Annotated in this window: 19 protein-coding genes; 7 read left to right on the top strand and 12 right to left on the bottom strand. The window is 62.8% G+C overall.

Going from position 1 to position 26159, the window contains the following annotated elements:
* Positions 1 to 66 precede the first annotated feature (66 nt).
* A complete protein-coding gene (locus BMZ79_RS01275) occupies positions 67 to 1782 on the bottom strand; it encodes an ABC transporter ATP-binding protein (protein ID WP_090635877.1) in 1716 nt (571 codons plus the stop codon).
* A gap of 272 nt (positions 1783 to 2054) precedes the next feature.
* Here BMZ79_RS01275 and BMZ79_RS01270 point away from each other — a divergent pair, with 272 nt between their 5' ends.
* Positions 2055 to 4127 carry a terpene cyclase/mutase family protein gene (locus tag BMZ79_RS01270; RefSeq protein WP_256252500.1) on the top strand — a complete coding sequence of 691 codons (2073 nt, stop codon included), beginning with the start codon at positions 2055 to 2057 and terminating at the stop codon, positions 4125 to 4127.
* Between the two features lie 191 nt (positions 4128 to 4318).
* Here BMZ79_RS01270 and araA read toward each other — a convergent pair whose 3' ends face one another.
* A complete protein-coding gene (gene araA / locus BMZ79_RS01265) occupies positions 4319 to 5812 on the bottom strand; it encodes an L-arabinose isomerase (RefSeq protein ID WP_090635874.1) in 1494 nt (497 codons plus the stop codon).
* Positions 5813 to 6183: 371 nt separating this feature from the next.
* Here araA and BMZ79_RS01260 point away from each other — a divergent pair, with 371 nt between their 5' ends.
* Positions 6184 to 6507, top strand: coding sequence for a helix-turn-helix domain-containing protein (locus tag BMZ79_RS01260; RefSeq protein ID WP_090635872.1), 324 nt, complete (start codon positions 6184 to 6186; stop codon positions 6505 to 6507).
* 2 nt (positions 6508 to 6509) lie between these two features.
* Here BMZ79_RS01260 and BMZ79_RS01255 read toward each other — a convergent pair whose 3' ends face one another.
* Positions 6510 to 8636 (bottom strand): sensor histidine kinase, encoded by a 2127-nt coding sequence (locus BMZ79_RS01255; RefSeq protein WP_177221943.1) that lies wholly within the window; start codon positions 8634 to 8636, stop codon positions 6510 to 6512.
* A gap of 49 nt (positions 8637 to 8685) precedes the next feature.
* On the opposite strand from BMZ79_RS01255, the gene BMZ79_RS01250 reads away from it, so the two are divergent.
* Genes BMZ79_RS01250 through BMZ79_RS01235 form a run of 4 tightly spaced genes read left to right on the top strand, consistent with a single transcriptional unit; the run spans position 8686 to position 12406 of the window.
* The gene (locus tag BMZ79_RS01250) at positions 8686 to 9399 is read left to right on the top strand and encodes a response regulator transcription factor (protein WP_090635869.1); all 714 of its coding nucleotides are present in this window, start codon (positions 8686 to 8688) and stop codon (positions 9397 to 9399) included.
* The gene (locus tag BMZ79_RS01245; protein ID WP_090635868.1) at positions 9392 to 10258 is read left to right on the top strand and encodes a class I SAM-dependent methyltransferase; all 867 of its coding nucleotides are present in this window, start codon (positions 9392 to 9394) and stop codon (positions 10256 to 10258) included. The genes BMZ79_RS01250 and BMZ79_RS01245 overlap by 8 nt, the downstream gene beginning before the upstream one ends.
* Position 10259: 1 nt before the next feature.
* Positions 10260 to 11018: an RluA family pseudouridine synthase gene (locus BMZ79_RS01240; protein WP_090635866.1), complete on the top strand. Its 759-nt coding sequence runs from the start codon at positions 10260 to 10262 to the stop codon at positions 11016 to 11018.
* The gene (locus tag BMZ79_RS01235; protein ID WP_305728337.1) at positions 11015 to 12406 is read left to right on the top strand and encodes a CapA family protein; all 1392 of its coding nucleotides are present in this window, start codon (positions 11015 to 11017) and stop codon (positions 12404 to 12406) included. Before BMZ79_RS01240 ends, BMZ79_RS01235 begins: the two co-directional genes overlap by 4 nt.
* A 68-nt stretch (positions 12407 to 12474) precedes the next feature.
* Here BMZ79_RS01235 and BMZ79_RS01230 read toward each other — a convergent pair whose 3' ends face one another.
* The gene (locus BMZ79_RS01230) at positions 12475 to 12882 is read right to left on the bottom strand and encodes a MarR family winged helix-turn-helix transcriptional regulator (protein ID WP_090637044.1); all 408 of its coding nucleotides are present in this window, start codon (positions 12880 to 12882) and stop codon (positions 12475 to 12477) included.
* Between the two features lie 195 nt (positions 12883 to 13077).
* On the opposite strand from BMZ79_RS01230, the gene BMZ79_RS34085 reads away from it, so the two are divergent.
* Positions 13078 to 13245 carry a hypothetical protein gene (locus BMZ79_RS34085; RefSeq protein WP_177221942.1) on the top strand — a complete coding sequence of 56 codons (168 nt, stop codon included), beginning with the start codon at positions 13078 to 13080 and terminating at the stop codon, positions 13243 to 13245.
* Here the strand turns inward: BMZ79_RS34085 and gyrA are convergent.
* The 8 genes from gyrA to BMZ79_RS01190 form a co-directional block, all read right to left on the bottom strand.
* A complete protein-coding gene (gene gyrA, locus BMZ79_RS01225) occupies positions 13230 to 15698 on the bottom strand; it encodes a DNA gyrase subunit A (RefSeq protein WP_090635864.1) in 2469 nt (822 codons plus the stop codon). The two genes, BMZ79_RS34085 and gyrA, sit on opposite strands and share 16 nt — an antisense overlap.
* A 20-nt stretch (positions 15699 to 15718) precedes the next feature.
* Complete coding sequence (gene parE / locus BMZ79_RS01220; RefSeq protein WP_090635862.1) at positions 15719 to 17692, bottom strand: DNA topoisomerase IV subunit B; 1974 nt, start codon at positions 17690 to 17692, stop codon at positions 15719 to 15721.
* Positions 17693 to 18042: 350 nt separating this feature from the next.
* Positions 18043 to 19029, bottom strand: a complete 987-nt coding sequence (locus tag BMZ79_RS01215) for an ABC transporter permease (protein ID WP_090635861.1) — start codon at positions 19027 to 19029, stop codon at positions 18043 to 18045.
* Positions 19022 to 20011 carry an ABC transporter ATP-binding protein gene (locus tag BMZ79_RS01210; RefSeq protein ID WP_090635859.1) on the bottom strand — a complete coding sequence of 330 codons (990 nt, stop codon included), beginning with the start codon at positions 20009 to 20011 and terminating at the stop codon, positions 19022 to 19024. The genes BMZ79_RS01215 and BMZ79_RS01210 overlap by 8 nt, the downstream gene beginning before the upstream one ends.
* Before the next feature lie 12 nt (positions 20012 to 20023).
* A complete protein-coding gene (locus BMZ79_RS01205) occupies positions 20024 to 20851 on the bottom strand; it encodes a GDSL-type esterase/lipase family protein (protein WP_090635858.1) in 828 nt (275 codons plus the stop codon).
* 222 nt (positions 20852 to 21073) lie between these two features.
* Positions 21074 to 22255: a formate-dependent phosphoribosylglycinamide formyltransferase gene (gene purT, locus BMZ79_RS01200; protein WP_090635856.1), complete on the bottom strand. Its 1182-nt coding sequence runs from the start codon at positions 22253 to 22255 to the stop codon at positions 21074 to 21076.
* Between the two features lie 121 nt (positions 22256 to 22376).
* The gene (locus BMZ79_RS01195; protein WP_371263628.1) at positions 22377 to 24215 is read right to left on the bottom strand and encodes an ABC transporter ATP-binding protein; all 1839 of its coding nucleotides are present in this window, start codon (positions 24213 to 24215) and stop codon (positions 22377 to 22379) included.
* Entirely contained in the window at positions 24212 to 25990 is a 1779-nt protein-coding gene (locus tag BMZ79_RS01190) for an ABC transporter ATP-binding protein (protein ID WP_090635855.1), read from the bottom strand. Before BMZ79_RS01190 ends, BMZ79_RS01195 begins: the two co-directional genes overlap by 4 nt.
* Between the last annotated feature and the right edge of the window lie 169 nt (positions 25991 to 26159).

Here is a 26159-nt window from a genome sequence, read left to right as displayed (position 1 = left end):
GCGGCTTGCAAAGCGAAAACGGGACCGTTCGGATTCGAACGGTCCCGCGGTCGATGATGCCGGCGCTTACGATTGGAACTGCGCCCGGTGCAGCCGGCTGTAGTGGCCGCCCGCGGCGAGCAGCTCCTCGTGCTTGCCCTGCTCGGTCACGCCGTTCTCCGTCACGACGACGATCCGGTCGGCGTTCTTGATCGTGGCGAGCCGGTGGGCGATGACGAGCGTCGTTCGGCCCTGCGACAGCTCCGCCAGCGACTGCTGAATGGCCGACTCCGTCTCCGTGTCGAGCGCGGAGGTCGCCTCGTCGAGGATGAGAATCGGCGGATTCTTGAGGAACATCCGCGCGATGGCGACGCGCTGCTTCTGCCCGCCGGAGAGCTTCACGCCGCGCTCGCCGACGATCGTGTCCAAGCCGTCCGGCAGCGTCGCGACGAACGCTTCCAGCTGGGCGCGCTTGACCGCCGCCCGGAGCTCCGTCTCCGAGGCGTCCATCTTGCCGTACAGGATGTTCTCCCGCAGCGTGCCGGAGAACAGGAACACGTCCTGCTGCACGATGCCGATGCCTCTGCGCAGCGAAGCGAGCTTCATGTCGCGGATGTCGCGGCCGTCGATGGCGATGCTGCCGCCGGTCACGTCGTAGAACCGCGGCAGCAGGCTGCAGAGCGTGGTCTTGCCCGCCCCGGACGGGCCTACGAACGCGACCGTCTCGCCTTCGCGGATCGCGAGGCCGATATGGCGCAGCACTTTCTTCTCGTTCTCGTAACCGAAGCTGACGTCGCGGAAGACGATGTCTCCGCGCAATTTGTCCACGGCGACCGCGTTCGGGCGGTCCTCGATGTCCGGCGCCGTGTCCATCAGCTCCGCGTAGCGCTTGAAGCCCGCAAACCCTTTCGGATAGCTTTCGATGACGGCGTTGATCTTCTCGATCGGGCCGATGAAGACGTTCGCGAGCAGCAGGAAGCCGACGAACTCGCCGGCGGTCAGCTCGCCGCGGACGACGAACCACGTGCCGCAGATCATGACGAACAAGGTCACGAGCCGTTTCAGCATATAGCTGAAGGACGTGTTGAACGCCATGATTTTGTAGGAGAGCAGCTTCGTGACGCGGAAGCGCAGGTTGTTCCGGTCGAACAGCTTCTTCTCGAATTCTTCGTTGCCGAACGCCTGCACGACGCGCATGCCGCCGACGTTGTCCTCGACGCGGGCGTTGAACTCGGCGATGTCCGAGAAGAGCCGGTGGAACGCCTTCGTCATCTTCGCGCTGAAATAGACGGCAAGCCAAATCATGAGCGGCACGACGATGAACGTCAGCAGCGCCAGCTTCCAGTTGATGAGCAGCATGAGCACGAAGGCGCCGATCAGCGTCATGACCGCGATGAAGAGATCCTCCGGCCCGTGATGCGCCATTTCCCCGATTTCCATCAGGTCGTTGGTCAACCTGGCGATGAGATGCCCCGTCTTCGTGTTGTCGAAGAACCGGAAGCTCAGCTTCTGGATGTGGTCGAACAGCTTGCGGCGCATGTCCGTCTCGATGTTGATGCCGAGCATGTGGCCCCAATACGTTACGATGTAGTTCAAAAAGGCGTTCAGCGCATAGATGAACAAGAGCCCCGCGCAGGCCCAGGCGATCAGGCTCCAATCCTTGCTTGGAAGCAGCTTGTCGATAAACTGGTTGACGGCGACGGGAAAGCCGAGCTCCAGGAAACCGGCGAGAATCGCGCTGAAAAAATCCAGGTAAAACAATTTCTTGTACGGCTTGTAGTACGCGATGAAGCGCGACAGCATGACATTCTTTCCTCCTTCGCGATGCGGTGCGGCGGCGGCGGGAGCGGCCGCAGCCGCGGGTGCCGCCGCACCGGGAGCGCCGCCGCCGAGGGCGCGGCGATACGGGCGGAAGTTTTGCCGCAGCCTCGCCTTAAGTGAGAATCAATCTCAATTGTATCGGGTTCGACGCGCCCTGTCCATGCCTTTATAGGCCGAAAGACCGCCGTCGCGGCCCTGAACGCCAAGCGAACGCGCCGCCTGCGCGACCGGCGCGCGACTTCGGCCGAACCATCATGAACCGGACGGCTGCCGTCATACACTACGAGAAGGCGGTTCGCGCCGCCGTGCCGGGGCTTACGGAGCTTCATGCCCGCGTCCTTCGGCCCGGGAGGCGGACCGATGCCGGCCATCCCGGCACCATTACGCGCGATTCGCGCCGAAACGAGGGGATTCGCATGCAACAACGGCTGCAGGCCGACATCGACGCGCTCGTCGCCCGCTTGCTGCGGGGCCAGGCGGCGGACGGCAGCTGGCGGCTCGGCTTCATCGAGCAGGGCACGTCGCTCGACGCCGCGACCGTGCTCCAGCTGCAGAACGCGGGCATCGCCCGGCCGAAGCTCGTGAAGGCGCTGGCGGAGCGGATGATCGCCAAGCAGTCGGACGGCGGCGCCTGGCGCGTCTATCCCGACGAGAAGACCGGCAACGCGTCCGCGACGGCGGAATGCTATTACGCGCTCCAGTATGCCGGCATCTCGCCGGATGAGCCGTTCATGCGCAAGGCGCGCAAGGCGTTCGCCGACATCGGCGGCCTGGGCCGGATCGAGAGCCTGCTGACCAAATTCCAGCTCGCGCTCATCGGCCGCTACCCGTGGCCGCGCTGGTTTCCCGTCCCGATCGGGATCCTGCTGCTGCCCGCCTCGTCCCCGCTTCATTTCTTTCAATTCTCGGGTTATGCCCGCGTCCATATGGCGCCGATGCTGATCCTCGCCGACCGGAAGCCGGTCGACAAGCAGCCGCATATCCGGCCGCTGACCCCGGATACGCGGAGCGACGCCGAGCTCAAGCGGCTGCAGCGCGGCTGGCACGCGCATTTCGGCGCGGCCGTCCGCGGCTTGTCCGAAGACCGGCGCAAAGGGCCGTGGAGCCCGGCCGCCAAGATCCGCGAGCTGGCGACGGACCGCGCCGAGCGCTTCATCCTCGAGCGGATCGAGGCGGACGGCACGCTGTACGGCTACTCCAGCGCGACGCTGCTGATGCTGCACGCCCTGCGCACGCTCGGCTACTCCACCTCGCATCCCGTCGTCGAGAAGGCCGTGCGGGGGCTCGAATCGTTGACGGCGCCGGACATCGCCAGCGCCTCCAGGACGTCGATGCAGATTACGACGTCGGCGGTCTGGGATACCGCCCTGATCAGCCACGCGCTGCAGGACGCGGGCGTCCCGGCGGGTCATCCGGCGGTAGAGAAGGCCGGCGAATACCTGCTGGCCCGCCAGCACGTGAAGCTCGGCGACTGGAAGCGCGGCGTGAAGCGGCCCGCGGCCGGCGGCTGGGGCTTCTCGGACGTCAACGCGATCAATCCCGACATGGACGACACGACCGCCGCGCTCCGCGCCGTACGCGGCCTTCCCGGCCATCGCGGAAGAGCGGCCGCGGACCGCGGCTTGCTGTGGCTGCTCGCGATGCAGAACGCCGACGGCGGCTGGGCCGCGTTCGAACGCAACGTCGACCATCCGCTCATCCGCTGGGTGCCGCTCGACGGCGCCGAGGACGCGGCCACGGATCCGTCCACCCCGGATCTGACCGGCCGGACGCTGGAATACCTGGGACGGTGCGCCGGCTTGACGACCGCGCACGCCTACGTCCGCCGCGGGGCGGATTGGCTGTACCGCCGCCAGGAGAAGGACGGCTCCTGGTACGGCCGCTGGGGCGTCTGCTACATCTACGGCACGTGGGCGGCCTTGACCGGACTGACCGCCGTCGGCGAGCCGAACGATCATCCGCGCATTCGCAAAGCGGCGGAGTGGCTGCTCGGCATCCAGCACGCCGACGGCGGCTTCGGCGAATCGTGCGCCAGCGACAGCGCCAGGCGCTATACGCCGCTGACGCACGGTACGCTGTCGCAGACCGCTTGGGCGCTCGACGCGCTCATCGCCGCGCACGCGAAGCCGAATCCCGCGATGGAACGGGCTTGCGACTATCTGCTGCGCCATCTGCAGGCGGGGAGCGGTCCCGAGACCGAGTACCCGACGGGCGGCGGGCTGCCGGGCTGCCTGTACGCCCGCTACGACAGCTATTCGCTCGTCTGGCCGCTGCTCGCGCTGGCGCATTACCGCGACAAATACGGCGGCGCGCCGGCGCTTGAATAAGTCCATCCGCGGCAGGGGCGGCCAATAAACAAAAGGAGACCCCGGGCAGGAGCGCGCGCTCCCGGGAATCTCCCTTCACTGACCGCGGGACGCGCGGACGCGGACGAACCCGCTTCCTCTGCCACGGCCGGCGAGGCGCCGAAACGCCCGCCGAGCCGGACGCGCCGGCCCCGCCCCGCCAATCGCCGGTCTTACCGCTGCATCCGCCAGTACATATCGTTCAGGCGCAGCTCGTTCCGGAACGCGTACCCGTCCGTCTTGTTGTCGATGACGACGCACTCGACGCCCGCCATTTCCGCCCAGTCGGTCAGCTGCTCCACGGTCACCTCGTACGAGAAGACGGTATGGTGCGCGCCTCCGGCGCGGATCCACGCTTCGGCCGATTCGTTCAGCGACGGCTGCGGCTTCCACAGGACGCGCGCGACCGGCAGCTTCGGCATGTCGTGCGGAACGTCGACCGCATCGACGACGTTCACGATCAGGCGGAACCGGCTGCCCAGGTCGATGAGGCACGCGTTGACCGCTTGTCCGCTGCGGCCGTTGAAAATCATGCGCGCGGGATCGGCTTTGCCGCCGATGCCGAGCGGGTGCACCTCGAGGCGCGGGCGGTCCGCCGCGATGGTCGGGCAAATCTCCAGCATGTGCGCGCCGAGGATCATCTCCCGGCCCGGCTCGAAATGGTACGTGTAATCTTCCATGAACGACGTGCCCCGGTTGCCGGCGATCAGCTTCATGACCCGGGTCAGCGCGGCCGTCTTCCAGTCGCCCTCTCCCCCGAAGCCGTACCCTGCTTCCATCAGCCGCTGCACGGCGAGTCCGGGCAGCTGCTCCATGCCGTGCAAATCCTCGAACGTCGTCGTGAACGCCGTGAAGCCGCCTTCCTCCAGGAAGGCCTTCAGGCCGAGCTCCGTCCGGCCCTGCTCCCGGATGGCCGCCCAAGCGGCCGCATCGCCCCGTACTTCCGGCGCGATCGCGTATCGCGACGCGTACTCGTCCATCAGCGCGTCCACCTGCGCCTCCGTGACCTTCGCCATGGAAGCCACCAGATCGCCGATGCCGAAGCCGTTCACCGCCCAGCCGAATTTCACCTGCGCTTCGACCTTGTCGCCTTCCGTTACCGCCACTTGGCGCATGTTGTCGCCGAACCGCGCGACCTTCAGCGAACGGCTCTCCGTGAACGCCGCCGCCGTGCGCATCCAGCCGGCGACGCGGCCGCGCACGGCCGGATCTTCCCAATAGCCGACGACGACTTTGCGGGCGATGCCCATCCGGGCGCCGATGAAGCCGTATTCGCGGTCGCCGTGCGCGGATTGGTTGAGGTTCATGAAGTCCATGTCGATGGAATCCCAAGGAATGTCGCGGTTGAACTGCGTGTGCAGGTGCAGCAGCGGCTTGCGCAGCTCCGCCAGGCCGGCGATCCACATTTTGGCGGGCGAGAACGTGTGCATCCACGTGATAATGCCCGCGCAGCGGGCGTCCGCGTTCGCCGCGGCGCACAGCGCGTAAATGTCCTCCGGCGTCGTCACGACGGGCTTGAACGCGACCTCGTAGGGCACGGCTTCGTCGCGGTCCAGTCCTTCGGCGATGGCGTGGGAATGCGCCGCGACCTCGAGCAGCGTTTCCGGGCCGTACAGATGCTGGCTCCCGGTGACGAACCAGAATTGATAGGGCGTTGCGGTAAGCATGAACAACTCCTCCTTCACGGAATCGATGAGTGCTGTCAACTTGTACGAACAGGAGAGTAAACCGTCATGATTCGACGCTAGACGCGCGCGCTTGTACGGACGGAACATCCCGAATTACGGCCCAATCACCGCGGTTAACTTGTACGTACAACCTCTAACTTCCCTCATTGTACGATGAGAGGGCTTTCATTTCAACCGTCAATTCGCGGCGATCTCGGCTCACCGTTGGTTAGAAATCGTTAATCTGCCTTTCGGATTCTACAAATTCCTTGACATTGATACATTTTGTATCATAAATTAGTAGAGGAAAAGCCGCCCGGCCCTTCTGTACGAGTCCGAGCTGGCCAGATTGACGTAAGGAGACTCAAACCATGACGATGGGAGATCGATTGAGAGAACTGAGACTGCGCATGAACATCTCGCAAGAGGAAGTCGCCAAGCAGATCGGCATCACCCGGTCCGCGTACAGCCATTACGAAATCAACAACCGCCAGCCCGTGTACGAAACGCTGAAAAAGCTGGCGGCGCTCTTCAACGTCTCGTTGGATTACATTATCGGCGGCGAGCCCGTCAAGCCGGAAACGCCCGTGACGCCGGAAGCGATCGAGATCATCCGCATTTTGAACGGGATGGATCAGGAACGGCGCAAGCAGTCCATCGACCGGATGATGGCCGTCCTGAAACAAGCCGATTGAGGTTATTTGACGGTGCACGGCAGCATGAACCAGATCATGGTGCCTTTATCCTTAGCGCTGACCGCGCCGATCGTGCCGCCGTGGGCTTCGACGATTTCCTTCGCGATCGCGAGCCCGAGACCGCTGCCGCCGTCTGCGGAGTTGCGGGACGCCTCGATTTTGTAGAACCGGTCGAAGATGAACGGCAGATGCTCTTCGTCGATGCCGCCGCCCGTGTCGCTCACGGTGACGATCACCCGGTTCGTGGACGCTTCGAAATAAAACGAAAGCGTTATCTCTCCGCCTCTCGGCGTATGCTTGATCGCATTGTAAATGATGTTCGCCATCACTTGATCCATGCGGGACAGATCCAAGCTCAGCCGGATGCGGTTCTGCTGCTCGATCTCGCGAGCCTGTCCTTCCGCGGGCACGTTTTCGCTGAGGTAGTCGCAGCTGAACCGCAGCCCGCTGCTGATGATGTCGATCTCGTACAGGTCGTGCACCTGCCGGATCCACTGCCCGAGCGCCACCTCCCCGAAATCAAACCGCGTTTGCCCCGCCTCCAGCTTCGTCAGCTCGAACAGATCGCGAATGAGCCGATTGAGCCCGCCGAGCTTTCCCAGCATCATGCGGATGTACCGCTGCTGCTGCTCCTCCGTTTTGACGACGCCGTCCTGAAAGGCCTCCAAGTACCCCTGCAGCAGCGTGATCGGCGTTCGCAAATCATGCGAAATGTTCGTCATCAGCTGCCTCCGCGACGTTTCCGACCGCTCCAGATCCCGATTCGTCTGCGCGAGCGACGCGTTCACCTCGCTCAGCGCCACCGTCCGTTCCTCGATCCGCTCCTCCAGATGCACGTTCAGCTCCCGCAGCTCGTGGGAGACGTGCTCGATCTGGTACAACGCGTTCGAAAACCGTTTGGAAATGATGAACGACTGCATCAGCATGAAGAAGAAGAGACCGAGCGGGACAAGCTGCGCGTACACGAGCCATTCGTTGTAAAACAGCATGTCGTTGAGCACGGTGACGACGAAGACCGCCACGCCCGCGAGCACGAACGCCGAGCCGACCCGCCTGCGCAGCTTGGCGGTGACCAGCACGCACAGCGTATAGACGCTGACCGCGATGACGTAGAGCTGGAACGCCCACAGCAGCCGCGAATAGACGACCGCCGGACAGACGAGCACGAACGCGCAGAGCGCGACGCCGGCGCCGATGACGTACCGGATGACCTTCTTCGACGCGTCCAGCGGAAACAGGCGGTAGACGTACAGGTAGCCGGAGACGGCGCTCAGCGCGAACGAGATGTATTCGATCTTGAGTCCGCCCTCCCAGGGGATCGGGAACATTTGCAGCAAATAATTCTCCCCGGTCACGCTCGCCCGCGCCGCGACGAACAGGCAGAGCAGGCCGAAGTGGATGGTGAAGCGCTCCTGCCGGCGGAACGCGTAGAGGCCGATATGGTAGACGCCGATGATGACGAGACTGCCGAGAATGAGCATCTCCTTCGCCGTCGTCTTCATCTGCGCGCGCACGATCGTATCGCTGTCGCCGAGCATCACGGGCACCCAGATGCCGCCTTTGCGATGCTGGAAATTGGATACTTGGACGACGAGCTCGACGCGCTCGGCGCCGGGCGCGAACGAGACGATCCGCGGATACTGCTGCGGCACCGACGTCTCGCGGCTCGTCCCGACCCGTCCCTGCTCCGCCGCCGCCTTGCCGTTGATCCACAGCTTGTAGCTGCTGAAAATATTCGGCACCCGCAGCGCCAGCACGCGCTCGCCGGGCTTCAGGAGCACCGTCAGCTTGTACGTCGCGTAGCCTTGGCCGTCCTGCAAGCCGAACTTGCCCTTGTAGCTGTTCCACGATCGGGGCACGTTCACGTAAAGCGCGTCCTGCGCAAGCCCCGGGTCGCCCGGCGCCAGCAGCCGGTCGCCGTAGAACGCCCAGCGTCCCGAGAGCGCGACCTGCCCGTCCTCCGCGAAGGACCAGTCCCGCAGGTCGATGACGCCGTCCTTGGCCGTCGGCGCGCCGCCGCCGGCGCTTGCCTTGCAGCCGCTCAGGAAGGCGGCGGTCAATAAGAGGATCGAAAATAGTGCGGCGAAGCGGCGAATGGCGGAACCCTCCTGAAAACGCAGATTGCCCACCCCTCCCTCCATTCGCTATAATAGTGCGAGGAAGAGGGGGAACTGGAAGATGTCTGGGAGCAGAATATTGGTCGTTGACGACGAGGCGGATATTACCGAGCTGATTAGCTTATATATGGAACGCGAAGGCTATCTCGTGCGCGCGACGGACAACGGCGAAGACGCCGTGGCGCTCGCGGCCTCGTTCCGGCCGGATTTGATCATTTTGGACATTCAGCTGAAGCATATGGACGGCTTCGACGTCTGCAAGCAGGTCCGTTCCGTGTCGGACGTCCCGATCCTGTTCGTCAGCTGCAAAAACGACGATACTGACATTATACATGGTCTGACCGTAGGCGGCGACGATTATATGACGAAGCCGTTCAGCCCGAGCCAGCTGGTCGCGCGCGTCAAGGCGCATCTGCGCCGGCAGACGGTGAACGACCGGCGGCGCGCGGCGGACGAGGTGCTCCGCTTCGACCGGCTCGTCATCGATCTGCCCGGGCGGACCGTCCACGTCGGCGGCAAGGAAGTGTTCCTGTCCACGAAGGAATTCGAGCTGCTGGTTCGCCTCGCGAAGTCCCCGAACCGCGCTTTCGCCCTGGACGACCTGTATACGATCGTCTGGGGACACGACAGCATGGGCGACACGCGGACGCTCATGGTGCACGTCAGCAACCTCCGCAAAAAAATCGAGCCCGACCCCGCCAACCCGACGTATATCGTGACGGTGCGCGGCGTCGGCTATAAATTCAGCATCAAGGAAGGAAGCCCGCATGTATAAAGCCGATTTATGGAAAGATTACGAACTGCTCGACACCGGCAACGGCGAAAAACTGGAACGCTGGGGGTCCTACGTCCTCCGCCGGCCGGACCCGCAGGTCATCTGGCCGATCGCGAACGAGACGGGCCGCTGGAAGACGGCCGACGGCCACTATCACCGCAGCTCCTCCGGAGGCGGCGAATGGGAGTTCCGCACGAAGATGCCGGACCGCTGGGCGATCTCGTACGGCGAGCTGCGGTTCCACATCCGCCCGACCAGCTTCAAGCATACCGGCCTGTTCCCGGAACAGGCCGTCAACTGGACGTGGATGATGGACAAAATCCGCTCCGCCGGCCGGCCGATCCGGGTCCTGAACCTGTTCGCCTACACGGGCGGCGCGACGGTCGCCGCGGCGGCCGCAGGCGCGGAAGTATGCCACGTCGACGCCGCCAAGGGCATGGTGCAGTGGGCGAAGGAAAACGCCGAGCTGTCCGGCCTCGCCGCCGCGCCGATCCGCTACATCACGGACGACGTGTTCAAATTCGTCCAGCGCGAGGAGCGCCGCGGCAAGAAGTACGACGCCATCATCATGGACCCGCCGTCCTACGGGCGCGGGCCGAACGGCGAGATGTGGAAGCTGGAGCAGAACCTGTATCCGTTCCTGGAGTTCTGCACGACGATCCTGTCCGAGAATCCGCTGTTCGTGCTCGTCAATTCCTACACGACGGGGCTCTCCCCGACCGTGCTGCACAACATGCTGCACCTGACGGTCGGCCAAAAATTCGACGGAACGATCCACAGCGGCGAGATCGGCATTCCGATCACGGCGACGGGATTGACGCTGCCCTGCGGCATTCTGGGACGCTGGGAGGGCCGCTAGCATGAGCGGCAACGGCGGGACGACGCCCGCCCCCCTGCTGCCCGTGCTGTACGAGGACAACCACCTGCTCGCCGTCGTCAAGCCGCCCGGCATCCTGTCGCAAGCCGACGAGACCGGCGAGGCCGACATGGTCACCTTGCTGAAGCAGGATTTGAAGAACCGATACGACAAGCCCGGCAACGTATATGTCGGGCTTGTCCACCGTCTGGACCGGCCCGTCGGCGGGGCCATGCTGTTCGCCAAGACGTCCAAGGCGGCCTCCAGGCTATCGGAGGCCGTTCGCAGCCGCAGTTTTGACAAGTTATACCTCGCCGTCGCGCACGGCGCTCCCGCGGCCCTTTCCGGCCGCCTGAAGCATTACCTGCGCAAGGACGCCGCGCGAAACGTCGTGACCGTTCACGACAAGCCGGCCGGGGACGCCAAGGAGGCGGTGCTCGATTACGCCGTCGCCGCCCGGAAAGGCCCGTATTCGCTAATCGCGGTCAAGCTGCTGACGGGCCGCTCGCATCAGATCCGGGCGCAGCTGTCCGCCATCGGCTGCCCGCTCGTCTTCGACCGCAAGTACGGCGCGCCTCCCGTGCACGGCGAGCAGGACATCGCGCTCTGGTCGACGTCCGTCGGCGTGGCCCATCCCGTCACCAAGGAATGGCTGACGATCGTGGCGCAGCCGCCGGCGGCCGAGCCGTGGACCCGCTTCGCGGAGGAGGATTACGCCAAAGCGCTCGTCCTGCTCGGACCCGAGGGAGGCGGCGGCCGATGAACCGCGGCGCCGCGACGCGCTTCAGCTGGCTCGTCCTCGCCTTGCTCGCGCTCCTGCTCGCCGGCGGCTGCGCGACGCCGCCGAAGCTCGAGCCCGCGAAGCCCGATCCGGCCGCGGACGCGTCGAAGCCGCCGGCCGGCGAGCCGGTCCCGGACGGCTCGGGCGGCGGAGCCGATCCGAACCCGGGCGAGCCGAATGCCGGCCAGCCGGGGAACGGGCAGCCCGGCGGCGACGGCGCGGCCGGCAACGGCTCCGCGGACGCCGGCCAAGACGTCGGCGATGGCGCCGGGCAGCCTGCCGGAGAAGCGCCTCCGCCCGCCGACAACGGGATCCACGACGCGACCTGGATCGCCGTCGGCGACGTGATGATGCATATGCCGCAGCTTCCCGGCGCCTACGACGCGAAGACGGAACGGTATGATTTCAAGCCGTTCTTCGCCCCGGTGAAGCCGATCCTGGAGCAGGGCGACTGGACGCTCGCGAATTTGGAGACGCCGGTCGCGGGCAAGCCGCTCGGCCTGTCCGGCTATCCCCGCTTCAACGCGCCGCCCGAGCTGGCCGACGCCCTCCGGTACGCCGGCTTCACGGCGGTGACGAACGCCAACAACCACGCGATGGACCGCGGCGTTCAAGGCATCGCGATGACGCTTGCGAAGCTGCAGAAGCTCGGCTTCGCCACGAAAGGAACCGCCCGCTCCCAAGCCGAAGCCGACAAGCTGACGATCGTGAAGGCGAACGGCATCGCGATGGGCCTGCTCGCGTACACGTACGGCACGAACGGCATTCCGCTGCCGGCGGATCAGCCGTACGCCGTCTCGCTCATCGACGAGCAGGCGATGATCCGCGACATCGGCCGGCTGAAAGCGGCCGGCGCGGACTTCGTCGCCGTCGCCCTGCACTTCGGCATCGAATACCAGACGACGCCGAACGACGCGCAGAAGAAGCTCGCGCGCGACCTCGTCGCCGCCGGGGCCGACATCATCGCCGGCTCCCATCCGCATGTCGTGCAGCCCTACGAATTCGCCGAAGTGACGCAGCCCGGCGGCTCCGTCCGCAAGGGCCTCATCATTTATTCCATGGGCAACTTCATCTCCAATCAGCGCGGCGGCACCAAGGACTACGGCGTAATCTACAAGGTCCGGATTCATAAGGAACATGGCGTCACGACGATCGGCGACGTGAAGGCGATTCCGACCTGGGTGCACCGTACGTCGGTCAAGGGCGTCGGCCATTACGAGGTCGTGCCCCTAACGGACGTCCTGGCCGCCAAATCGCTGAAGGACTTGAGCGCCGCCGATTATGCCGCCCTCAAGAGCACGTACGCGCAGGTAACGAAGCGCATCGACGCCATGCGCAGCGTGCCGGTCGAGCTGCAGGCAAGCCCCTGAGCCAACATAAACCGCCCCTTCCGTTCGGTTGAACGAAAAGGGGCGGTTTGTCGTTACGGCAGGTTAGGTTACGCGTTCGCGACTTTGCCGAGCAAATACACGAGCAGCTGCTGATTATGAAGCGATATCCGGTCGAGCGCCTCGCTGATGTAGGCATCCCGGATCCCGACGCCGCGCGCGGCTTCCTCTTTCCCTTTCTCGGTCAAGGTAACCCAAACGATCCGCCGGTCGCTCTCGTCGCGGTTGCGCACGACGAGGCCGCCGCGCTCCATTCGGTCGAGCAGCGTCGTGATCGCCGCCGGGGTCGTCTCCAAGTAGCCGAGCAAGTCCGACGGCTTCATCGGCTGGTGCTGCAGCATGAGCTCCAGCACGACCAGCTGTCCCTCCGTCAGGTTCGGCGCCAGCTCATCCTCCAGATGCGTCTTCCATTCCTTCGTCATCTTCATCCACAGTCGGGCGAATTCCGTAGAAACGATGACCATCACCTGCTTTCTGTCCGAATTAGGCTTATACCTCATTATACCATGCGCCGATGTCGAATTTAAGGTTAACGCGGTTAATATTTTGTCCCCTTAATCGCGATAAAAGAGAACCATTTGACACCGTTAGACATAGATTGAAGATATAGGCTGTTGTACCGGCTCGAATTTCGATCAGGAGCGTGAACGGATATGGAGGAACGCAAGCTGGAATTGCTGCGCAAACTCAGCCGGCTCGGCATACAAAAAGACCCGCAATGGCTTGACCGGCTCGACGAGCCGGCTCCATTGTGGGTCGTGCTGGAAATGATGGTGGCGATGCTCGAACAGCGGGAATCCCCGCATCAGCCGTTCGATTGATCCGGCTGCTGCTGCAGATCCGCGCGGACGAACGCCGTGACGAGGCCGTCTTTCTTATCGACCGGCACGAGCGCGCGGCCGGTCGATCTGCGGTCCTCGATCGGCGCCTTCTCGGTCGAGACCGCCATGGCGGCGCCCGAAGCCGTCAGCAGGACAAGCTCTTTCGCTTCCTTGCAGTGCAGGCCGCCGACGAGCCGTTCGCCGTTCGGGCGGACGCGCTTGCCTTCCTTGAATTCGAACGTCGCCACGCCTTTGCCGCCCCGGCCTTGCACCGGGTAGTCCAGCAGCAGCGAGCGCTTCCCGAAGCCGAGATCCGTCAGGACGAGCACTTCGCCCTCATCTCCGCCGACGAGCTCCGCGGCGACGACTTCGTCGTCCTCGCGCAGCGCGATGCCGCGAACGCCGGCCGCGACGCGGCCCATCGTGTTCACTTCGGTTTCCGCGAAGCGGATGCTCATGCCGCCCTTCGTGATGAGCAGCACTTCTTTGCCGTTATCGCTCGGCAAGACGCGCAGCACGTCGTCGCCTTCGGCGACTTTGACGGCGGCGATCGCGGTCGAACGCGACGATTTGTAATCCTTTAGCTCGGACCGCTTCACCTGCCCGCGCTTCGTTACGAAGACGAGCGAGCGTCCCGGCGCGTCGAAGTCCTTCACCGGCATGATGCTGACGATGCTGTCGTCCTTCGGCATCGGCACGACGTTCACGACGGCGGTGCCGGTATCCTTCCATTTGAACTCCGGAATGAGATGAACCGGCAGCTGGTAGTACTGCCCCTTGCGGGTGAAGAGCAGCAGCTGGTCGATCGTGTTCACGTCGAGCAGCGTGCGAATGACGTCGCCTTCTTTCACGCCGGCGCTCGCCAGCTCCCCGCCCGAACGGGTGAACGACAGCTTCGACGTCCGCTTGATATAGCCGTCCTGGCTGAGCGTCACGAACACGTCCTCCGCCGCGACGATGACCTCCAGGTTGACCTTGAGCTCCTCCACTTCGCCCCGAATGTCGGAGCGGCGGTCGATGCCGTACTTCTCGCGGATTTCCGTCAGCTCGTCCTTGATGACGCCGAGCAGCTTCTTCTCGCTGTCCAGAATCGAACGCAGGTACGCGATCCGCTTCTGGATGTCCTTCAGCTCTTTCTCGATCGACGTGATCTCGAGGTTGGTCAGACGGTACAATTGCAGCGTCAGAATCGCGTCCGCCTGGCGCTCCGAGAACGCGAACTTGGCGACCAGGTTGTTCTGCGCGTCCTGGCGGTTCTTCGACGCCTTGATCGTGGCGATGACCTCGTCCAGCAGGTTGAGCGCCTTGGCCAATCCTTCCAGCACGTGCGCGCGGTCCTCCGCCTTCTCGAGCTCGTAGCGCGAACGGAACGTGACGACTTCCTTTTGGTGGTCGATGTACGCGCTCAGCATCGCCTTGAGGCCCAGCTGCTGCGGCGTCTTGTTGACGATCGCGACCATGTTGAAGTTGTACGCGACCTGCAGGTCGGTCTTCTTCAGCAGGTACGCCAGAATCCCCTGCGCGTCGGCTTCCTTCTTCAGCTCCACGACGATGCGAAGGCCGCCCCGACCGCTCTCGTCGCGCACCTCCGCGATGCCTTCCACCCGCTTCTCGATCCGGATGTTCTCCATCGCGGTGACGAGCCGGGATTTGACGACCTGGAACGGAATCTCGGTAATGACGATCTGCTGGCGTCCGCCTTTGAGCTCTTCGATCTCCGTCTTGGACCGGTGGTAGATGCGGCCCTTGCCGGTCTGGTACGCGTCGCGGATCCCGTCCTCGCCCATGATCAAGCCGCCGGTCGGGAAATCCGGTCCCTTCACGATCGTCATGAGCTGCGCCAGTTCGATGTCCGGACGGTCCATCATGGCCATGCACGCGTTAATGACTTCCCGCAGGTTATGCGGCGGGATTTCCGTCGCGAAGCCGGACGAAATGCCGCTGACGCCGTTGACCAGCAGATTCGGGTAACGGGACGGCAGCACGACCGGTTCCTTCGTCGTGTTGTCGAAATTATCCTTGAACAGCACCGTCCGCTTCTCGATGTCGCGCAGCAGCTCCATCGCGATCGGCGACAGGCGCGCCTCCGTATACCGCATCGCCGCGGCCGGGTCGTCGTCGATCGAGCCCCAGTTGCCGTGGCCGTCGATGAGCGGATGGGCCATCTTCCACGGCTGCGCCATGCGCACCATGCCCTCGTAGATCGACGAGTCGCCGTGCGGGTGGTAGTTGCCCATGACGTCGCCGACCGTTTTGGCCGACTTGCGGTAGCCCTTGTCCGGCGCGTTGCCCGCGTCGTACATGGCGTACAGGATCCGCCGCTGAACCGGCTTCAGCCCATCGCGGACGTCGGGAATCGCGCGGTCCTGAATGATGTATTTGGAATAGCGTCCGAAGCGGTCGCCGACGACCTCTTCCAGAAACGCCGGTAAAAACTGTTCGAGCGTACTCATGCCGAACCTCTCCTCGTTGGTTATTCCTCAAACTCCGTAAAGTCGACGTTCTCCACGATCCAGCGCTTGCGCGGATCGACCTTGTCGCCCATCAGCGTGGAGACGCGGCGTTCCGCCTTCGCGGCGTCCTCGATCTGCACTTGCAGCAAGGTCCGGGATTCCTGGTTCATCGTCGTCTCCCACAGCTGCTCCGGATTCATTTCGCCGAGTCCTTTGTACCGCTGCAGCTCGAAGTTTTTGCCGAATTCCTTCAAGTAGTTCTGCAATTGCTCGTCCGACCAGGCGTAGCGGACCGTCTCCAGCTTGCCGGATTTGCGGGTGATCTTGTAGAGCGGCGGCTGGGCGATGAAGACGCGCCCGGAGTCGATCAACGGCTTCATGTAGCGGTAGAAAAACGTCAGCAGCAGCACTTGAATGTGCGCGCCGTCCGTATCGGCGTCGGTCATAATGATGATTTTGCTATAATTACACGATTCCGCGTCGAACTCGGGTCCGATGCCGGCGCCGATCGCCGCGATGACCGCCTTGTATTCGTCGTTTTTGAGAATGTCGAGCAGCTTCGCCTTCTCCGGGTTCATCGGCTTGCCTTTGAGCGGGAGAATGGCCTGGTATTTGGAGTCGCGGCCTTGCTTGGCGGAACCGCCGGCGGAGTCGCCTTCCACGATGAACAGCTCGGTCCGGGACACGTCCTTCGACTGCGCCGGCGAGAGCTTGCCGTTCAGGTTGGAGCTTTCGCTCTTCTTCTTGCCGCTGCGGATTTCGTCGCGCGCCTTGCGCGCCGCTTCGCGGGCTCTGGCCGCCTGCACCGCTTTCTTCAGCAGCAGCTGGGCGACCTGCGGGTTTTCTTCGAGGAACACCTGCATCTTCTCGGACACGATCGCGTCGACGGCGCCGCGGGCCGACGAGCTGCCGAGCTGGTCCTTCGTCTGGCCGACGAATTCCACGTCCGCCATTTTGATGTTGATGACGGCCATCATGCCTTCGCGCAAGTCGTTGCCGTCGAGATTCTTGTCCTTCTCCTTCAGCAGGCCGTTCTTGCGGGCATAATCGTTCATGACGCGCGTATACGCCGTTTTGAAGCCGGTCTCGTGCGTGCCGCCGCCCCGCGTCGGGATGGCGTTGACGAAGGAGGCCATCGTCTCCGTGTAGCCGTCGTTGTACTGCAGCGCCACCTCGACCTCGATGTCGTCCTTCTCGCCGGCGAAATGGATGACGTCGTGCAGCACCGTCTTGTCCTCGTTCAAAAACTGCACGAATTGGCTCGCGCCGCCCTCGTAATAAAACTGTTCTTCCTTGCCGCTGCGGTTGTCCTTCACGTTCACCTTCAGGCCGGAATTGAGGAACGCGATCTCCTGCAGCCGCTCCGACAGCGTTTCGTAGTTGATCGACGTGTTGCCGTGGAAGACCCGGCCGTCGGGCTTGAACGTGATTTTCGTGCCGGTCCGGTTCGTGTTGCCGATGATTTCGAGGCCGGTCACCGGTTCGCCGACATGCTCCTTGCCGTTCTTGTCGACCCAATATTCGAAGCGCTGCTTATGTATTTTGCCGTCCCGGAAGATTTCGACCTCCAGCCATTCCGACAGCGCGTTCGTGACGGACGCGCCGACGCCGTGCAGGCCGCCGGATTTCTTGTATCCCCCGCCGCCGAATTTGCCGCCCGCGTGCAGCATCGTGAAGACGACCTGCGGCGTCGGAATGCCGGTCTTGTGCATGCCGGTCGGGATGCCCCGGCCGTTGTCGCGCACCGTGACCGAGCCGTCGCTGTTGATCGTGACGTCGATCGCGCTGCAAAATTTCGCCAAATGCTCGTCCACCGCGTTGTCGACGATCTCCCAGACGAGGTGGTGCAAACCCGAGGCGCTCGTGCTCCCGATATACATCCCAGGGCGTTTGCGAACGGCGGTCAACCCTTCCAGCACCTGAATGTCGTCCGCGTCGTAGTTGCCGGCTGCCGTATTGTTCCCGCCCGCAAACAGATCCAGCTGATCAGTCATAGAGAGCCTCCTAAAAGTTAATTGCGATGCTGCTTTGCGTTGCTACTTTGCGAGCAATTAACTCGCTTCGGAAGCTTAGGCTTCGTTTTTTACTCAACACTGCATGGAACGCTTCTTTGGGAGTAAAAAACTCGCTTCGGAAGCATAAACCTAAGTTTTTTGCGGTTACTTCGATGATCAAACCTCATTGCGAGCAAAAAACCCGCTTCGGAAGCATCTGCTTCGTTACTTGCGATGGTGCTTGGAGAATTGCGATATAACTTCATCGGGGAATCCGCATAATCCTGCTCCGTTCCCGCGATTCGCTTCGAAATCTTGCGTCATCCGATCGCCGCTCGCTTCAAGCTATTCTAATTCAAGATGTCCTGTTTCGTAAAGACGGAGAACGAAACGGCCAAGGAAGCGATCCCCCAGCAGGCCAAAATGACAAGCGAGAAGCCGAGCGTCATGCCCGTGATCGGCGGCGGCGAGCCCGCCAGGTAATCCGTCAGCTGCAGATTGACGGAGAAGATGAATTTCGCGCTGTGCCACGAGGAAGCCATATTCGATAAGATCGTCCCGGAGATGACGGCCGCCATCATCGTCACGATGCTCGCGGCCGTGCTCCGCACGAGCACGGACACCATCAGCGCGAGCAAGGCCACCGACATGGCCGACACCCAAATCAGCCCGGCCTCCATCAGCAAATAGAGCCATTGCGGAATCGCGTGCACGAAGCCGCTTTCGACCGAGGAACCGTTAATGACAAAACCCGTAAACACAGGCATGCCCCATCCAGCGTAGCCGAATACCGCGCCTGATATAAGATAACAGAGAACGGCGCTGACCACAACGGTCAATGACACGTAGAGGCTGAGCGCCACGAGTTTGCTGAACAGAATCTTCCATCGGCGCACGGGCCGCGTCAGCAGCATCTTGATCGTGCCCGACGTGCGTTCGCCCGACACGAGGTCGGAAGCGAGCGCAAGCACGAGCAGCGGGAAGAACAGCGTGACCGCGTTCGACAGGAAGCTGCGGGTGAACGTGACGCCGTCCGGAGAATTCGGGTTGACGTCGTGATCCAGGTAATATTGCAGCTGCTGCACGGCGATCCGCCGCGAACGTTTCCATTCGTCCGGGATCCGGTCGCTCGAGAGCATGTTCTGGTATTCGCTGATTTGCTGCACGAGCTGGTTGCGCCAATCCTTGAAGTTCTTCTTGTTCGTCTCGGCGATGCGAAGCTGCGCGTACGTGAAGATCGGAATGAGGATCAGCAGCACGAGCACGATGACGAAAAACCGTTTCTTCTTCCAGATCTTGAGCGTCTCGTTTTGTATGAGCGGGAGCAATCTATCCAATGCTTTCACCTTCCGTCATCCGTAAAAATAACTGCTCCAGCGTCGGCGCGATGCTCTGCACCGACACGATGCCGATGCCGGCGCGCACCGCCTTCTCGACCAAGGACGAGATCCGCTCCGGGTTCATCGCCGTGACGAGCGCTTCCTTCATCCCCGCAAGCAAGCTCTCGTCGATCCGTTGCTCGTGCTCCGGCACGAGCTCGACGCCGCGCTCGCCCGCAAGCAGCCGCCGCCCCGCTTCCGGCTGTTCGAACTGCCACACCACGTAATTGTCCGCGCCGTGGATCAGCTCGTCCACCGTGCCGACGGCCAGCACCTCGCCGCGGCTGATAATGGCGACGCGGTCGCACATCAGCTGGATCTCGCTCAGCAGATGGCTCGAGATGAACAGGCTCATGCCCTGATCCGCCAGCATGCGGACGAATTCCCGCAGCTCCTTGATGCCTTTCGGATCGAGCCCGTTCGTCGGCTCGTCCAGGATGAGCAGCTTCGGCCGGCCGAGCAGCGCCTGCGCGATGCCGAGCCGCTGGCGCATGCCGAGCGAATAGGTTTTCACTTTATCGTGGATGCGCGCGTCGAGGCCGACGATGGCGGCGACCTCGCGAATGCGGGCGTCGTCGATGCCGCGCTGCATGCGCGCGAAATGCTCGAGATTTTCCCAGCCCGTCAGGTAGGAATAGGCTTCGGGATTTTCGACGATGCAGCCGACGTGCCGGAGCGCGGCCTCCGGATGGCGGCCGATGTCGTCGCCGCAGATCAGGATCTCGCCCGAAGACGGCTTGATGAGATCCACGAGCATGCGGATCGTGGTCGTTTTGCCGGCGCCGTTCGGTCCGAGAAACCCGAAGATCTCGCCGGCCTTCACTTCGAACGTGACGTCCTTGATGATCGGCTTGCCGCCGATTTGTTTCTTGACGCTGCGGACGGACAGCACGACTTCTTCATTCCGCGTTCGCCCGGTCTCCTGCCTCGCGTGTTGCATGCGCATTCCCTCCTATTCCAATGACTGCACGATGCGGGCGGCGATTTGCGCGTACCCGTCGTGGTTGGGATGAAAATGGTCCGACGACAAATACCGGCCGATCGCGTTCTCGAACAGATCGAACGTCGGGACCATCGTCATGTCGGGGTAGCGGTGAAGCAGCGCGTACGCCCGATCGTTCCACTGTTGAATCTGGAGCGAGCCGTCGCGGTATTCCGGAATATCGTAAAACGGATTGTACAAGCCGACGTACACGATCTGCGCTTGGGGGTTGATCGCATGCAGCCGCTTCACGACCTGCGCGAGCCGGTTCAACCCCTGCGGCAGCTCGGCCTTCAGCGTATCCAGGTTCAATTCGCCCAGTGCCTTGCCCGGACTCGTGCCCGAGGCGATTTGAAACAGATCGTTCCCGCCGATGGTGAAGAGGATCACGTTCGCCTGACGGAGCGCGAAGCCGTAGCCCTTGTCCGTTTCCAGCAGCTGCTCCAGCCGGTCGGCCTTCAAGCCGTTGACGGCCAAATTGTTGTTGAGCCGGACGGACGTGTCCGGGTACTTCTTCTTCAGCAGCGCGACGACCTGCTTGACGTAGCCTTCGCCCGACCCGTCGCCGGTTCCTTTGGTCAGCGAGTCGCCGATGGCCGTGATCGATATGTCCTTCCCTTCGCTCAGCTTGCCGCCCGCCGGCAGCGCCGGCGCGTTCGCGCTTCCCGCGAACGCCTCGCCCTTCGGATACAGCATGTCCTTGACGGCGTACCCGAACCCCGCCAGCAAGAGCAGGGTCGACAAAACGGCGGAAACGCCGATGATTTTCCATAAGCTTCCGGAGGATAACGGTCTCATCAGGGGGTCTCTCCTCGATTGTTTGAAATCAATGGCTTTCGCAAACGGTTAGTCTTTTTAAAGTAATGCTTTCGAAGTCAATTTGCAAATTCCACCCATTTCTAGGAAAAACCGCGACGGCGTTCGACGACAAAAAAATCCGTGCATGCCCGCGGCCGATCGCCCGGAGTTTCCGGGTTGCGGCCGCATCAAGGACAATGCGCGGATAAGCATCAAAACGGATTATGCGTCATAACGGATGACCAGCGACTGCGCGGCCTGCTTCGCGAGCGCTCGCGCCTGCTCCGCGTCGGCCGCCGTGCTGAGCGCGACGGCCATGCGGCGGCCAGGCTTCGTAACGGGCTTGCCGAATACGCGCACCTGCGTGTTCGGGACGGCGAGCGCGTGCTGCAGGCCGTCGATCCGGAACGCATCGGCGTCGCGGTCCACCTTCAGCGTGTACGTCGCGCCCGGCGTCAGCAGCCGGATCGACGGAATCGGGAAGCCCAGAATGGCGCGCGCGTGCAGCGCGAACTCCGACAGGTCCTGCGTCGCCATCGTGACCATGCCGGTGTCGTGCGGACGCGGGGACACTTCGCTGAACAGCACGCCGTCCTTCGTCAGAAACAGCTCGACGCCGTAGATGCCGTAGCCGCCGAGCTCGTCCGTCACTTTGCGGGCGATCTCCTCGGCTTGCGCGATCTGGTGCGGCGACATCTCGTGCGGCTGCCACGATTCGATGTAGTCGCCGTCCTTCTGCACGTGCCCGATCGGCGCGCAGAACGACGTGCCGGATGCGGAACGGACCGTGAGCAGCGTGATTTCGGACTCGAACGTGACGAAGCCTTCAACGATGACGCGCTGCTTCTTCGCGCGGCCGCCGTCCATCGCGTACTGCCAGCAGGCTTCGGCGTCCGCCTCGGTTTTGCACACGCTCTGGCCTTTGCCGGAAGAGCTCATGATCGGCTTGACGACGCACGGGGTGCCCAGCTCGGCGACGGCCGCCTTCATCTCCTCGAGCGTGTCGGCGAACCGGTACGGCGCCGTCGGCAGGCCGAGCGTCTCCGCCGCCAGCCGGCGGATGCCTTCGCGGTCCATCGTCAGGAGCGCGGCGCGCGCCGTCGGGATGACGCCCCAGCCTTCCTGCTCCAGCTCGACGAGCGCGCCCGTCGCGATCGCTTCGATCTCGGGGACGATGAGGTCCGGCGTTTCTTTCAGAATAAGCTCGCGGAGCGCGTCGGCGTCCAGCATGTCGATCACGTAGGACCGGTGAGCGACCTGCATCGCGGGCGCGTTCGCGTAGCGGTCGACGGCGATCGTCTCGACGCCGAGCCGCTGGGCTTCGATGACGACTTCCTTGCCGAGCTCGCCGGAGCCGAGCAGCATGATTTTACGAGCGTTGGCGGAATAAGGCGATCCATACATAAGACAAAAAGAACCTCCCGGGAAGATCGCGCGCCGGCGGAGGGGAAACGAACGGTTTCCAACGTCCGCCGGCGCGCGTTTTTTCTTCCATTGTGGAGGTTCCGTACCGAAATTGCAAGAATTATGCCGATAAAAAGCGATACTGCGCTTCGATCAACCCGTTGTACGTGCCCTTGTGGCGAACGAGCTCGTCGTGGCTGCCGATTTCGACGATCCGGCCATGGTCGAGGACCACGATGCGGTCGGCGTTGCGGATCGTCGAGAGCCGGTGCGCGACGATGAACGAGGTCCGTCCCTGAAGCAGCTTCTTGAGCGCTTCCTGGATCTTCAGCTCGGTCTCGGTGTCGATGCTCGCCGTCGCCTCGTCGAGAATGAGGACGCGCGGATCGGCCAGCAGCGCGCGGGCGAACGACAGCAGCTGCCGCTGACCCATGGACAGGATGTTGCCGCGTTCCTGAACCTCCGTGTCGTAGCCGTCCGGAAGATTCATGATGAAGTCGTGCGCGTCGACGGCGGTCGCGGCTTTCACGATCTCGTCGTCGGTCGCGTCCAACCGGCCGAACCGGATGTTCTCGCGAATCGTGCCCGAGAAGATGAACGTATCCTGCAGTACGACGCCGACTTGGGAGCGAAGGCTCTCCAACGTCACCGTGCGGATGTCGACGCCGTCGACCTTCACGGCGCCCTCCACGGGATCGTAGAACCGGCAGAGCAGGTTCATGATCGTGCTTTTGCCGGAGCCCGTATGGCCGACGAGCGCGATCGTCTCGCCCGCCCGGACGTGGAGGTCGATGCCCTTCAGTGCCGGACGGCCCTTCTCGTATTCGAAGACGATGTTCTCGAACTGCACGTCGCCGAAGATCCGCGGCAGCTCGCGCGCCTCGCCCAGCTCCCCGACCGTCGGCTCCTCGTCGATGAATTCGAAGATCCGCTCCGAGGACGCCATCGCGATGAGCAGCTGCGCGTACATTTGGCCGAGCCGGTTGATCGGATCCCAGAAGTTGCCGACGTAGTTGGCGAAGCCGACGAGCACGCCGACGGTGATCGCCCCGGTCATGATCAGATGCGAGCCGAACCAGAACAGAATGAGCGTGCCGATCGCGGAGGTGACCTCGATGATCGGGCCGAACGCCTGGTTCAGCGCGGAAGCTTTGTTCCACGCTTTGATGTTCGTTTCGTTGATGCTCTGGAAGAACTTGAAGTTGGATTTCTCCTGCGTGTACGACTGCGTCACGCGCATCCCCTGGATGCTCTCGTTCAAGTGCGCGTTGATCCGCGACTGCTTCATCCGCACGTCCTGCCAGGCGAAGCGGATCCGGCGGCGCAGCGCCGTCGAGACGACGAACATGAGCGGCACCGTAATCATGATCGCGATGCCGAGCTGGAAGTTCCAGATCAGCAGGATGAGGACGATGCCGACGAGCTGGATGCAGTCCATCAGCAGGTTGACGACGCCGTTCGTGAACAAGTCCTGCAAGGCGTTGACGTCGTTCGTGACCCGCACGAGCACGGAGCCCGCCGGCCGCTTATCGAAGAAGCGGAACGACAGCTTCTGGATGTGGCGGAACAAATCGTGGCGCAGATCGTAAATGACCTGCTGGCCGATCATGTTCGTGTAGCGGATCCGGTACGTGTTAGCGGCCCACTGAATAAGATAAAGGGCCAGCATCGCCGCGGCGTACAAGTACAGCTTCGTCATGCTCGGCGCGCCGCCGTCCTTCGGCTGGATCGCTTCGTCGATCGCCTGGATGAACAGCGCGGGAATGGCCAGCCGGGTCGCCGTGCCGAGCACCATCGTCACGAGGATGACCGGCAGCAGCTGCTTGCGGTACGGTTTCATGTAGCTAAACAGGCGTCTCACCTGCGCCCAGTTGAACGGCTTCTCGATCGCGTCGTCGTCCTTGTAGACGAAGCGCTCGTGCGCGCCGCGAGGCTTCTTCGTTTCTTGCTCGCTCACTATACGACCCCTCTTTCCACTCTTGCGATGATTTCGTCAGCGGTCAAAGGACGGTCGGCATATTGAATGTCGTACGTGTCCCGATAACGTCCCGGGACGTTCACCAGCTGATCGTGCGTGCCGCGCTGCGCCACGTGCCCTTCCTCCAGGACGATGATCTCGTCGGCGTGGCGGAGGGAAGAGATGCGGTGCGCGATGATGAAGGTCGTACGGCCGGCCATGACTTCCTTGAAGCCGGCTTGAATCTCGTGCTCGGTCTCCATGTCGACGGCGCTCGTCGCGTCGTCGAGAATGAGAATCCGCGGGTTCTTGATGAGCGCCCGCGCGATGGCGATCCGCTGTTTCTGGCCGCCGGAGAGGCCCATGCCGCGTTCGCCGACGACCGTGTCGTAGCCTTCCGGCAGCTCCATGATGAAATCATGCGCTTTCGACAGCTTGGCGGCGTGAATGATCTGCTCCATCGTGACGCCCTCGATGCCGTACGCGATGTTGTCGCGAATCGAGCAGGAGAACAGGAACGTTTCCTGGAATACGATCGCGATTTGCTTGCGCAGGCTTTCGAGCGACAGATCGCGGATGTCGATGCCGTCGATCAGGATTTGGCCCGTTTTGACGTTGTACGCGCGCATCAATAATTGGATGATCGTCGATTTGCCGGCGCCCGTCGCGCCGAGCAGCCCGATGACCATGCCCGGCTTCGCGTCGATGTCGACGTTCGTCAGGGCCGGCGATTTGTCGGCGTAATTGAAGGTCACGTTCCGGAACTCGACGCGGCCTTGCGCGGTCCGTTCGTCCAGATCGATCGGATGGTCGTTGTCCTTCACGTGAATGTATTCGTTCAGCAGGCCGACGAGCCGTTCGCCGGATGCCTTGGACTGCGTATAGTTATTGATTTGGAAGCCGATGCTCCACATCGGGCCGATAATGTACCAGAGCATGGAATAGAAGGCGACCATCTGCCCCAGCGTGATGGAGTGGTTGATGACCAGCCGGCCGCCGGCGACGAGCAGAATGACGACGCACAGGCTGCCGAGCAGCTCCATGACCGGGAAGTACCGGCCCCAGAGCCCCGACGCGTTGATTTGGTTGCTCTTGTACATGCCGCTGCGGTTCGAGAACTTCTCCATCTCGAACGATTCGCGCGCGAACGATTTGACGGTGCGGACGCCGGTGATGTTCTCCTGAACCGCCGTGGTCAGGTTGCTCATCGCTTGGCGCATTTCCCGGAACGCCGGGTGGATCTTCTTCTCGAACCGCATGGCGGTGAACGCCAGGAACGGCATCGTGCAGAGCGTGATTAGCGTCAGCTGCCAGTGGATCGAGAACATCATGATCGCCCCGAAGATCACCATCAAGAACATGTTCAGCATTTGCGTGAAGCCGAAACCGATGAAGTTCCGGACCGCCTCCAGGTCCGCCGTCAGGCGGGACATGAGGTCCCCGGTCTTCGCGGTGTCGTAGTACTGGAACGACAGCGATTGCAGTTTCTCGTAGCACGCGTTGCGCAGGCGGAACGCGACCCGGTTGCCCAGGCGGCCGCCGAAGAGGCCCGACAGAAACGACATGCTGCCTTTAATGAACACGACCCCGACAACGGCGAGCGACAGCCCGGGCACCCACGTGAAGTTTTTGGGAACGATGACATCGTCGATGAGGACGCGAAGCAAGTTCGGATAAACGAGGCCGAGCGCGGTGGCGAACATCATAAAAATGATCGAAGCAAACAAGCTCTTGCGTTCGACCCAGTAAAACGGTTTAAGCTGCCTGAAGACTTCCAATTGGGTAACCCTCTCCCTGTGCTGTTTTGTGACGCTTTTGTTTATCGGCCTCGCGTCCAGGTACGGGCATCGGTCCCATCCGGCCATCGCAAGGCGTCATCCGGGAGAAACAAGCCGCGCCGCAGCAGGCGTCTTCGCCGTTTCTTCTAGATATGACTGAATATTAACA

It is taken from the genome of Paenibacillus sp. UNC496MF (assembly GCF_900113915.1).
In the GTDB taxonomy this organism is placed as follows: domain Bacteria; phylum Bacillota; class Bacilli; order Paenibacillales; family Paenibacillaceae; genus Paenibacillus_Z; species Paenibacillus_Z artemisiicola.
Note: the sequence above shows the minus strand (reverse complement) of the source record. Positions and strands in the feature narration are given on the sequence as shown.

Coding starts and splice junctions, on each gene's coding strand:
- BMZ79_RS01235 (WP_305728337.1), top strand. CDS start 11,015: ATGAACCGCGGCGCCGCGACGCGCTTCAGCTGGCTCGTCCTCGCCTTG.
- purT (WP_090635856.1), bottom strand. CDS start 22,255: ATGTATGGATCGCCTTATTCCGCCAACGCTCGTAAAATCATGCTGCTC.
- BMZ79_RS34085 (WP_177221942.1), top strand. CDS start 13,078: ATGGAGGAACGCAAGCTGGAATTGCTGCGCAAACTCAGCCGGCTCGGC.
- BMZ79_RS01260 (WP_090635872.1), top strand. CDS start 6,184: ATGACGATGGGAGATCGATTGAGAGAACTGAGACTGCGCATGAACATC.
- BMZ79_RS01240 (WP_090635866.1), top strand. CDS start 10,260: ATGAGCGGCAACGGCGGGACGACGCCCGCCCCCCTGCTGCCCGTGCTG.
- gyrA (WP_090635864.1), bottom strand. CDS start 15,698: ATGAGTACGCTCGAACAGTTTTTACCGGCGTTTCTGGAAGAGGTCGTC.
- BMZ79_RS01210 (WP_090635859.1), bottom strand. CDS start 20,011: ATGCAACACGCGAGGCAGGAGACCGGGCGAACGCGGAATGAAGAAGTC.
- BMZ79_RS01270 (WP_256252500.1), top strand. CDS start 2,055: ATGAACCGGACGGCTGCCGTCATACACTACGAGAAGGCGGTTCGCGCC.
- BMZ79_RS01245 (WP_090635868.1), top strand. CDS start 9,392: ATGTATAAAGCCGATTTATGGAAAGATTACGAACTGCTCGACACCGGC.
- parE (WP_090635862.1), bottom strand. CDS start 17,692: ATGACTGATCAGCTGGATCTGTTTGCGGGCGGGAACAATACGGCAGCC.
- BMZ79_RS01275 (WP_090635877.1), bottom strand. CDS start 1,782: ATGCTGTCGCGCTTCATCGCGTACTACAAGCCGTACAAGAAATTGTTT.
- BMZ79_RS01250 (WP_090635869.1), top strand. CDS start 8,686: ATGTCTGGGAGCAGAATATTGGTCGTTGACGACGAGGCGGATATTACC.
- araA (WP_090635874.1), bottom strand. CDS start 5,812: ATGCTTACCGCAACGCCCTATCAATTCTGGTTCGTCACCGGGAGCCAG.
- BMZ79_RS01205 (WP_090635858.1), bottom strand. CDS start 20,851: ATGAGACCGTTATCCTCCGGAAGCTTATGGAAAATCATCGGCGTTTCC.